7 protein-coding genes are annotated in these 9,364 nt (G+C 71.9%); 2 read left to right on the forward strand and 5 right to left on the reverse strand.

Annotated elements, in window-relative coordinates:
* Positions 1 to 635: 635 nt before the first annotated feature.
* Together AC08OQ_RS13895 and AC08OQ_RS13900 are read left to right on the forward strand one after the other, a co-directional pair.
* Positions 636 to 1,034: a hypothetical protein gene (locus tag AC08OQ_RS13895; protein ID WP_462188079.1), complete on the forward strand. Its 399-nt coding sequence runs from the start codon at positions 636 to 638 to the stop codon at positions 1,032 to 1,034.
* Between the two features lie 9 nt (positions 1,035 to 1,043).
* Positions 1,044 to 1,436, forward strand: coding sequence for a transposase (locus AC08OQ_RS13900; RefSeq protein WP_462188086.1), 393 nt, complete (start codon positions 1,044 to 1,046; stop codon positions 1,434 to 1,436).
* On the opposite strand, the gene AC08OQ_RS13905 is transcribed toward AC08OQ_RS13900, so the two are convergent.
* From AC08OQ_RS13905 to AC08OQ_RS13925, 5 genes are all read right to left on the reverse strand, one after another.
* Positions 1,424 to 4,321, reverse strand: coding sequence for an ATP-binding protein (locus tag AC08OQ_RS13905; protein ID WP_476612100.1), 2,898 nt, complete (start codon positions 4,319 to 4,321; stop codon positions 1,424 to 1,426). The two genes, AC08OQ_RS13900 and AC08OQ_RS13905, sit on opposite strands and share 13 nt — an antisense overlap.
* Positions 4,322 to 4,407: 86 nt before the next feature.
* Complete coding sequence (locus AC08OQ_RS13910) at positions 4,408 to 4,851, reverse strand: hypothetical protein (protein ID WP_476601327.1); 444 nt, start codon at positions 4,849 to 4,851, stop codon at positions 4,408 to 4,410.
* Between the two features lie 164 nt (positions 4,852 to 5,015).
* A complete protein-coding gene (locus AC08OQ_RS13915) occupies positions 5,016 to 7,835 on the reverse strand; it encodes an ATP-binding protein (RefSeq protein ID WP_476601328.1) in 2,820 nt (939 codons plus the stop codon).
* A gap of 212 nt (positions 7,836 to 8,047) precedes the next feature.
* Positions 8,048 to 8,650 (reverse strand): hypothetical protein, encoded by a 603-nt coding sequence (locus AC08OQ_RS13920; protein ID WP_476601329.1) that lies wholly within the window; start codon positions 8,648 to 8,650, stop codon positions 8,048 to 8,050.
* Between the two features lie 101 nt (positions 8,651 to 8,751).
* Positions 8,752 to 9,364: hypothetical protein (locus AC08OQ_RS13925; RefSeq protein ID WP_476612101.1), on the reverse strand; the 613-nt coding region annotated here is incomplete at its 5' end.

Here is a 9,364-nt window from a genome sequence, read left to right on the forward strand (position 1 = left end):
CGTCATGCGGGCCGCGACCACGTAAGGATCACTGTCACTGGAGTACTAGGTGCGGAATCTGCTTCGCTAATCCCAAGCGGGTGCCGAGGCATACGTCATCAAACCGGCTCTGCACACTACGCCTGAAGCCGTGTTCGACGCCTGACGCTTCGCAACTTCAGGGCTGTAGCGGAGTGCGATGGCGATGGTGTCCGGAAACGGCGACGCACCCACTCCCGGCAAGATCATGATTGTCGAGGAAATGATCGCCGGGGAAACGGGTGTGTCGTGGTCGGGGGTACGTCGTTGGATGTGGATATCGCGTGGATGGTCGGGCTGCCGGGTGGTGCACGTCGAGCGGCGGGAGTCGGGCTGGGTGCAGCTGTACCTGTCGTCGTTGGAGGGGATGGCGGTGTGTTACCCGGGCGGTGAGGCCAGGTCGGGGCCGCTGCGTGAGCGTGTCGAGCAGCGGCTGGCGCACCTGGTGATCCGGACGATGGCAGTGGTCTGGGACAAGCGGAGGCTGTACTGCGACAACGACGCGTGCGGGCAGCGGACCTTCGCCGAGACCGGGCCGATGGCCGTACGGGGGGCGCGGGTCTCGGTGTCGGGCCGGGAGACGAGGGGCCATCTCGTCGGGGGACTGGCTGGTCCCGGTGCGCCGGGTCGCCGACGCGCTCGGCTCCAGCTGGCACACGGCCCAGGATGCGCTGGACCGGTTGGCCGAGCTGGCCGGGATCACGGTCACTCTCCCTACCGACACCGCGGGGGCATCAATGCCACGGGCGCCGTGGGCGGCGTGGGGGTGGGGTGCGCGCCGGTCGCGGCGGTCGGTGTCCGAGCCGCGGTCCAGGGTGGGTGTGCTCGGGATCGACTATCGCCGCGGCCGGCCCCGCTATCACCAGGACCCGGTCAGTGGCTGCTGGGTGGCGGACGCGGACCGGTGCGCGACCGGGCTGTTCGACGCGACCGGCGGGCATTGCCTGCTCGGGGTCGTCGAGGGCCGGACCGTTGCGGGCGACGTCGACTGGCTGGCCGCCCAGCCCGAGCAGTGACGCGCCGGGATCTGGGCCGTCACGATCGACATGTCCACGACCTACGCCTATGCCGCCCGCGAGGCGCTGCCCCACGCCCTGCTCGCGATCGACGGTTTCCACGTCAGCCGAGGTGGGACAACGTCTCGGAGAGCAGGATGGTCAGGTGTACCGTACTGGGTATCATCCCTGGTCAGGAGCCGCACGGATCGCCCCCGGTTTGGCTGGCCTGGATCGTCCACTCCGGTGATCTCGCCGGAGTGGAACTGCTCCCAAAGGGTTTATGAGTGTGCTGCGCCCGGATTCTTCGTCCCCTCGGTCTGGCATCAATCGCTTTCACCGCCTGGCTCGGTCGCACCGGCGAATCCGGCTGGCGACATCGCCGGCATGCGGGAGCCGGGGTCACCCGGTCAGCGAAAATGACCGGGTAGATCACCGCGGCCCGCGACGCCGAGTTTGCGATAGATACCGGTCAGGGCCTTCTCCACAGCCGAGGGCGTGACGTGCAGGTGTCGGGCGATGGCGGCGTTCGTCTGGCCGGAGGCCGCGCAGCGGGCTATCTGCAGCTCGCGGTCGGTGAGCGCAGCGACGCCGGAGCCCCGGGGGCGACGCGGGCGTCCGCCGGCCATCGCCAGGCGCTCAGCGGCCTGGTCGGCCAGGGCCTGCGCACCGCAGCTCGCGGCGAGGTCTACGGCCTGGTGGAGCACCTCACGAGCCTCGCGCTTGCGGGCTGCGCGTCGCAGCGCGTCGCCGTACTCGGTAAGGGCGAGGGCGTGCTCGTACCGGGCTGGGGAGGCCTCCAGGCTGCGCACCGACTCGGCCAGCAGGGCCAGCCCGGCCGACCCGCCGGTGACGGTACCGGCAGCGCACAGCGTCTGGCCGATGGCTGAGGCGACGCCGGTGCGCCGCGTCTGCGAGACGGCCTGGTCCGCCAGCTCCCGTGCCCGCGCCGGGTCGGTGTGCCGCCGGGCCTGGGCAAGCAGCCCCAGCCATGGGCACCATGCTGGGTTGACCGCGCCGCGGGTGTCCAACCGCCGGCCCAGATCGGTCAGGACATCGTCGGCCTCGACGGTTCGGCCCTGGGCCAGGCTCAGCTCGGCGCGGACGAGCTGCGGCAGCGGGATTGTCACTGCCTCCGGGAAAGGGCCGCCGTAACTGTGGGCCGCGGTGACCTGCTCCGCTGACTCGATCTTTCCCTGGGCGACCAGCGCCTGCAGCAGGGTGCCCAGCGCGAACCAACGGGCGGGGCTGCGCGGCGCGAGGGAGCCGGCACACCGCAGTGCCCGGCGGGCAGCAGACTCGGCGTCGACGAGCCGCCCGGTGCGGTAGTGGATCTGGCCGTGCAGGGCGTAGCCGAACGCCAGATGGGTACCGTGCCAGCCCTGCTTCTTCAGCTCCGCCAGGCCCGTCGCATGCAGCTCCAGCGCCCGCTCGGGTCGGTCGCAGTACAGGTGACACAGCGCGACCAGGACGGGGATCTCGAACCCCCAGTCCTCGTCCACCCAGCTCATCCCGGTGCCCAGCGCGGCCGCCGCCAGGCCGAGGACAGTATCTGCCGGCTCCCCACGCAACATCGCGTCCCAGGCCCGCAGGCCCAGCAGCGACTGTTCGGTGACCGTCCGCCCGGACATCCCCCGCACCAGACGTGCCAGCCGCCGGGAACGGGCGTGCGCGTCGTCATCGTCCATCCAGAACATTGCCCACAGCATGTGCTCGGCACGCAGCCGTAGCCGGGCCTGGTGGGTCGCCGCCGTGCGGGCCTCGACGTCGAGCAGCCGGACCGCATCGGCCATCCGGTCGTCGTGGGCCAGCGACTTCGCCAGCCGCAGTGCTACGGTCTCCCGCAGCCCCGGCCGCAGCCCCGGCCGCAGCCCCGGCCGCAGACCGGGCTGCGCGAGGGCTGCGGACAGATGAAATATCGCCTGCTGGGGGTCCCGTACCAGGGTGGCCAGGCCGAGACTGTGCAGCACCTCGGCGGCCGCATCCGGCGGGGGCGGCTCACGCCGGGCCCGGTCCAGGAACACGGCTGCTTCGGCGGGCGAGCCCGTGGCCAGGCTGAGCCGGCCGGCCGCAAGCAGGATTCCGGCGGCCCACCCGTCACCCCGCGGGGGCAGCGACAGCAGGTGTGCCGCCGCGTCGAGGCAGCCATGGCCGTGGTCCAGCAGAAGCCGGGCCGAGGCCAGGCGCAGCCGGATGTGGTCCGGGCGGGGAAGCGACCGCAGCACCGCGTCGGCGTACAGCGGATGTGGGAACGTGGGCGGATCGCCGGGACCATCGGGTCGCAGGACGAGCGCGGCCCGTAGCCGGTCGGCCGCCTCCTCGGCCTGCAGCCGGCTCAGGCCCGCCACCCGGGCGGCCAGGTCGAGGGTAGCCCGAGAGCTGAGGATCGCCACCGCCCTGGCCAGCTCCGTCGTCGCCGGGCCGAGCCGGTCGAGCTGTGCCAGCAGGTGGGCGGCCAGCGTCCTCGACGCCAGCGCGGTCAGGGCGGGCAGCCCCGCGCCGGTCGGCGTGACATCCTGTGCCCGAGCCCGGGACAGCACGTCGACGAGGACGAGCGGTATACCTCCGGTCAGCTCGCCGGCCCGCTCGCAGAACGGCTCCTGCGCCCCGTCGCCGAGCGCGTGGCGGACGAGCTCGGCGACACCTCCGGCGCTGAGCGGCCGCAGTCGGTGGCTGGCCGCGGCGGCGACGGCCGAGATGGCGGACGGGAAACGGCGGGGGAGCTCCTCGGGGCGGCAGGCCATGACTATCGCGACCGGCAGCATCTCCACCTGCGACGCGAACGTGGAGATCCAGCCGTAGGAGGAGCGGTCGGCCCAGTGGGCGTCGTCCACCGTCAGCAACAGCGGCCCCCGTAGCCTGCTCAGTCCGTCGGCGACGTCCCGCGGGTCCGGGCCGTGCCCACTCTGCCTGCTGGACGCACCGGACGCACCGGGTAGGCCGGAGACGTCACCGCGGACACCGAGGCCGACGGCCCGGGCGAGGATCTCCCCGTGCTCGCCCACCAGCTCCCCCAGCTCGGCCGGTGTGTGCGCCAGCAGCTCACGCTGGAACAACTGGGCGGTGACGAACCAGGGGGAGTCCTGGTAAGAAAGGTCGCCGCGGGCAGCGAGGACGGTGACACCCGCTGAGCGCGCGAGCTCGCGGATCCGCGCCAGCAGAGCCGTCTTTCCCAGGCCGGCCTGGCCCTCCACCAGCAGCACTCCGCCACCGGTCGCGGCGCCACCGAACGCGGGCTGCCCCTGCACCGGGCCGGCGATCCGCCCGATCAGGGTCTCGGCTGCCGATAGCTCCGCGCCGCGTTCCAACAGAGGGGGCGCCTGCGTCGGCCAGCCTGCCCATCCGTCGCCTGCCCACCGGCCGGCCCGCCCATCGCCGGGCTGCTGGGGGATGGTCAGCCCACCGGAAGCAGGACGGCCCGGGTGTAAAGCGCGGGGGCGGCTGCGATCAGTGCTGTGTCGAGATGCAGCACCAGCCGTCCCGGTTCGTGATGCACCCTCAGACCGGCGGCGCCATAGCCTTCCAGCATGATCTCGCCGGTGCCGCAGCCATGGTCGAGCACCCCGTGGGCCCGGCCGTTCGCGACGTGTGAACGGCGGTACCGCAAACCGGCGGGGCTCAGATCCGTCGCGGAGCGGCCATCGGTGATGTACGAGGTGTGCACGCCCGCGAAACGACCGTCGGCAGCTACCTGAATGTCGAGGTGGAAATCCTTCAGGTGGAAGCCCTGGTGCTCGGCCGCCCCCGGGACCAGCCGCTCCGCGGAGCACCAGCGCCCCGCATACCCCCGCCGGCCGACGGATCCCGACCCGGCCCGTCTCCCCCGATTACCGAACACGGACGCATCGTAGGCTGCGGATCATCCGGCCTTACAGTGGAGAAACCCATGCGTCTTCCCAGGCCCCTGCCAGGACGGGACGCTCGGGACGCCACCCCGGTCAGCCGCCGCCCGGAGGATCCAGGTCCAGGTCCGGGCCCGGATCCTCCCTGCTCGGCGGATCGTCAGGGTCCAGCGGGGAAAGAGGATGGGGACCTGGGCCCCGCAGGCCGAGATACAGCCCGGCGAGTTCGGCGCGTGAGGCGACACCGTGCAGCCGGTAGAGGTCGCGGGCCAGGTTCTCGGCATGGCCCCGGGAGATGTAAAGCTCGGCGGAGATTGCGTCGAAGTCGTCGCCGCGGAGAATGCGCCGCAGCAGTTGCAGTTTCAGGCGCGTCATCCCCGTGCGCGAGCCCGCGGCGGCATCCGGGCCGCCGAGGGACGCCAGCAGCCGGTGACAGCGCTCCGCGTAGGTCCGGGCGCCGAGGCTGGTGAAGGTTTCCAGGGCGGACCGGAGATTCTCCTCGGCTTTCGGCCGCCGGCGTAGGCTCCGGTTCACCTCGCCGGCGCGCAGCCGAGCCAGGGCGGCGGGGAAAACCATGTGCAGCCGGTCCGCTTCGGCCGCGGCGTGTTCCAGTAGCTCCATGGCCGCGTGCGGCGAGCAGCGTCCCGCGGGCCCGCGCCGCGGCGGCCAGCGCGCAGGGCGAGGCACGGGTCCGGGCCTGCGCCTCGTAGTGGTCCAGCTCGGCCTCGGCCTCGTCGTGGCGGCGAAGCCGGACCAGTGCTTCGACGTGGAGGTCGCGCCAGTCGAAGACGCCGGGGGCGATGGCCCCGCCCGGATGGGCGAGTTGGGCCACCCGGGAGCAGGCTGCGACAACCCCGGCCGGGTCGTCGAGGGCTGCGGCGAGGTGCGCGGCGGCCGTGGTGTGGAACGCGCACAGCGCTGGAACTTCATGGGCACCGTTTTCCGCCGCGCGGGTGAGCAGCCGGCCCGCCTCGGCCGCCTCCCCCCGGGCGGCCGGGACGAGCGCGGCGGTTGCGTAGACGAAGGCGATGACCCACACGTGCCCGGCAGATTCCGCGAGTGCGACGGCGTCGCGCCCCCCGGCCGCGGACTCGGCCCACCTCCCAGAACGGAAGGTGGCCTCCGCGTAGTGGGCCAGTCCGATGAACCGCAGATGCACCGATTCGATGTCGGCGTAGCCACCGGGGGCGAGCTGTTCGGCCGCGGCGGCCAGATTCCCCGACCACAGGTGCGTCACCCCGCGGCCGACTCGCAGCGTGGCCAGGGTGTGCGCGGTCGGGGCGAGGGTGCCGCCGGCCGCGTCGAGCTCCGCCAGGGCCTGCTGGCCACCGTGCTCGGCCGTGAGTGCGGTGGCCACGAAGACCAGCCCCAGAGCCCGATGGGCGGACGAGGCCGCCGTCTCCGCGAAGGCGCGCCGGCCCCAGAGCTGTGCCTCACGGTAGTGGCCGGCCGGGATGTTCACCTGGGCCAGCCAGGCGGCACTCTGCGCCGCGGTCGCCGCGTCGCCCGTGGAACGCGCCTCAGCCCAGCTGCCCACCAGACCGCGTTCGCCTGCCTCCCGGTCGCCCGACAGCAGGTCCAGATGGGCGCGCACGTAGCGGTATCGGGCTGGTCTTTCCGGGTCGCGGCCCGCACCGTCGCCCAGCGCCGCGGCCGCCTCGTCCTGTTCACCGCCTTGCAGGAACGACATCGCCGCGTCCAGCCGCAGGCCGCGGGCTCGGGCCTGGTCCGGGCTCACCGCGGCGGCGAGCATGAGATGGTCCGCCGAGCGGATGTGCAGACCGGCGGCTGATTCGGTTGCGGCCTGCTGCTCCAGCTCGACCGCGAGCGCGCCGTCCGGGACTAGCGTGGCCGCGGCGCGGTGCTCCAACGCGGTGGCCGGGTCGGTGGATGACCGGGCCACCGCCAGGTGTAGCGCTGTCCGCTCGGCGAGGTCGAGGGCGTGGTAGACGGCCGCGCGGATCAGCGCATGCGGCGGGACCACCCGCAGGTGCGGCGGCTGACCGGACGTGGTGACCAGACCGTGGCGCAGGGCGTCCCCGAGAGCACTGGCCGGGTTGGCGACATCGGCGATCACGGCGGCCTGCGCCGGCGCACAGGCCCGACCCAGGACGGTGACCACTGCGGCGAACCGGCGCCCGTCCGGCGGGCAGGCGGCAAGACGACGATGGACCAGTGAGGCCAGCGACTCCGGCGGCGGTGGTGCCCCCACATCCGTCGCCGGGGCGATCGCGTTCCCGCCCTGGTGGGCAAGCAGCATCGCAAGCCACAGGGGATTTCCCCCGGTGGCATCGACGAGGGACTGCAGTCGGCGACGCGGCTGGCGCCCGGCCCCGACCGCGTCGCACAGCTCATCGAGTTCGTCGGCGTCGAAGCCGTCGAGGCGCAGGACGGTCCCGCCCACCTCGGCGTGACGGCGCAGCTCGTCGAGGCCCGGGGAGCTGTGTGGACGCCCGGTCAGCACCAGCAGCAGCGGCAGCCGGCCGGAACGCAGCAGCAGATAGTTGACCAGCCGTAGCGAGGGCTGATCGCACCAGTGGATGTCGTCGAGGTGCAGAACGACCGGCCCGGCGGCGCACAGGTCCGTGACGGCACGGGTCAGCAGGTCGCCGGTCCAGCGGATCCGCTGGTCGTCGAGAGGCCTGGAAGCATCGCCAGCCATGGTGGCCGGGGCGCCCAGCACGTCGAGCAAACGAGCCGAAAGCTCCAGATCGTGCCTACGCTCGCCTTCACCGGCCGCGACGCGGAAGACACGGAACGTGGGCCCGGCCTCTGCCGCGGAGCCATCACCGGAGTTTTCGCCGCGGTCGGCTGCCAGGTCCGTTAGGAACCGGTTCAACAACGTGGTCTTCCCGACCCCGGCGCGGCCTTCGACTAGGACACAACGGCACCCGTACGCGGCGACAGCGGCGGCGAACTGTGCCGCGAGTTGGCCGAGCTCAGCTGACCGACCGACGAAAACAGTCGTGTTCGAACTCACTCACCGCACCCCCGCCGCACGGTCCGAGATCCCACCTGTGGATCACAGTACCGGCAGACGGACAGCCAGGGTTGGCCGAGCTGTGCGGCCGCGGTGGTCAGGCGAGACGGGACCGCCAGGTGTGCCTCGCCCGTGCCCTGCGCCGGGCCCGCGCGGCGTGGACGTCCTGCCTGCCCGCGTTGAGGAGTCTCCACATAGGTACCCCCGGAGCTTTACCCCTGGCCGCTCCGGAGGAGAACCGCCCGCCGGTACAGGCGGGGGCTGCCCGGGATGAGCCCCGTGTCGAGCAGAAGGGTCATCTGGCCGGGTGCCGACTCGAAACCGAAGGCGCTGCGCCCGGTATCGGCCAGCACGATCCGGCCGCGCCCGGACGCCGTGTCGAGGCGGCCGTGTGCCGGGTACAGCCGATCCCCGCGCCGGCAGTCCCGCGCTGGAACCCCGAATGGGCCGAACACCGGCACGTCGACGCAGAAATACCCCGCATGGCTGCCCCGGAAGAGCCCGTCCGGCCCAATGACGATGTCCAGATAGAAATCCCGCAGCCCGCCGGACCCCGGGCTCACCCGCTCCAGGGAGCACCAGCGCCCGGCGATCCGCGCTGCTTCCGCAGGCTTCTGGGGCCTCGCCCCGCCGCCCCTTCCCTCCGCCACGTCTCGCCCGCAGGTCCCGGAGGCAGGCGTTCCGGTCTCATGGGTTCCCGGTCGGACACCGCTTGCCCCAGGCCGGCCGCCGGCCTCCCGGCGGCGCTCGATCACCTCCGCAGCCAGCTGGGCAAGGGCCCGCAATACCTGCCCGCTCCCGCTTCCCCGACTCATGCGACCGCCACCCGATCATCGCAGCCCCGGACCCCGGCGCGGGCATGTCCTGTTCCGCCGTACCGTCCCCGGCCCGGCAGCATCGGTCCCGCCGCCCTTCCTCAAAATCCCGGCAGGATGTTGTTGAGAGCTTTCTTGAGTGAAGCCCCATACAGCGTCGTCTGGCTGCCAACAACAGTCACACTGCCTTCTGTCACATTCACGAAGGCGGGGCTTACGGTCGCCTTCAGGCTGCCGGGACTTTGGAGCATCGAAACTTTCATGTCAATCGATCTGGCCACCAGGCACGGCATCAGTACATGCTCGTCCATGAGACTCACCCGAAAATACTGGGCGGCATAGTTCTTCAGTTCCGAACAACATTTTGACGCCAATTCGTACGTTACATTTTCCGCCACCACCATCGCCAGCGTGATAGCCGTGGTCTCGCTGATCCTGGCGGTCGGCCTTCTGAATCTCTGCACGGTGGACGGAAAATGGTAGACGACAGCCCGTGTGCCGGCGAGAAGAGTCTCCATGCGGATGTTCCTGCGCTGTTCGGCGCGGCGGACGACCTCGTCGACGTACTGCTGCGGGGTCCATGTAGCGGCCCGGTCCGCGGCCTGTCGGGTGTGCTGGTCTGGCTGGGAGACAGGCCGGCTCTGCTGCTGCGGGAGCTGCTGCGGCGAGCCGACTGGTGTTGGCGGGGTGGGAGACGGTTCGGCCGGGGAGGGT

The sequence above is a fragment of the Frankia sp. CcCS3 genome (genome assembly GCF_977927575.1).

Excerpts from the sequence above, each read along its gene's own strand:
- AC08OQ_RS13920 (WP_476601329.1), bottom strand. The coding sequence starts at position 8,650 with ATGAGTCGGGGAAGCGGGAGCGGGCAGGTATTGCGGGCCCTTGCCCAG.